The organism is Microbacterium sp. BF1, from assembly GCF_019279095.1.
Classification (GTDB): domain Bacteria; phylum Actinomycetota; class Actinomycetes; order Actinomycetales; family Microbacteriaceae; genus Microbacterium; species Microbacterium maritypicum.
Genome location: NZ_JAGYWT010000702.1, coordinates 1 through 969 on the forward strand (window position 1 = coordinate 1; position 969 = coordinate 969).

Here is a 969-nt window from a genome sequence, read left to right on the forward strand (position 1 = left end):
GATCGCGCTGCGGGGGTCACCGGGGTCGGCGAGCACGGCCTGAACCAGCGGGACGACCCGCTCATCCGCAGGCATCGGCACCTCGCCCCAGTCGCTGGCGGCCTCGGGCAGCGGCTGCTGCAGCATCTCGATGAGCACCGACTGGATGCGCACGCGCAGGTCGGTGGGCATGTCGTTGATGCCGAGATGGAGGAGCATCTCCTGCACGGCGCGCGGTACCAGCACCCGGGTGATGTCATCGATCGGGGCGATCAGCGACGAGTCGGGAATGTAGGTGTAGCAGCCGATGGAGTCGGGTTCGTGATGGGCCGTGTGCGGGGTGCGCGCGGGGATCCACACGCCCTGTCCGGGGGCGAGGCGCCACCGTGCGTCCTGCAGGTGCACCCACACCGAGCCGCGGTAGCACCAGGCCAGCATCGGATCGGCGTGGCTGTGCGGCGGAGAGAGTGGGCGGGTGCCGGTGTCGTCGGCGGTGACCACGCCGGTGCCCATCAGGTACGGCTCGTTCACGGTCGACGGATACGTGGGGCTCGCCGCCCAGTCGTCCTGCCGATATGAGTTCATTCGTGCTCCGCGCGACGGCCGCCCCGAATGCTCGGGAAGATCGGTTCTGCCACCTCCGCCATGCTAACGGGGTGAGGCGCGACTGCTCCGTGAGGACCGATGATGGAGGTATGCCTTCCGCCCATCGCCCCGGTCTGCGCGTCTCTTCGGGTCTCACGATCCCCGAGGCCGAGCTGTCGTGGCGCTTCTCGCGGTCTTCCGGGCCCGGAGGGCAGGGTGTGAACACCGCCGACTCGCGTGTGGAGCTCGTCTGGGATGCGGCGAACTCGACGGTGCTCTCGCCGCATCAGCGGGAACGGCTCCTCGACCGGTTGAGCGGCCGTCTGGTGGATGGCGTGCTGACGATCGCCGCATCCGAGCACCGCGCGCAGCTGCGCAACAGGGACGCGGCGCGGGACCGGCTCG

General features: G+C 69.9%; 2 protein-coding genes. One reads left to right on the top strand and one right to left on the bottom strand.

The genetic code is table 11. The features are described from left to right. Positions 1 to 564, bottom strand: a 564-nt coding sequence (locus KZA10_RS16170; RefSeq protein ID WP_218683396.1) for a cupin domain-containing protein, incomplete at its 3' end; no start/stop codon positions are given. Between the two features lie 110 nt (positions 565 to 674). On the opposite strand from KZA10_RS16170, the gene arfB reads away from it, so the two are divergent. Then, a partial coding sequence (gene arfB, locus KZA10_RS16175; RefSeq protein WP_218683397.1) for an alternative ribosome rescue aminoacyl-tRNA hydrolase ArfB occupies positions 675 to 969 on the top strand: 295 nt, incomplete at its 3' end.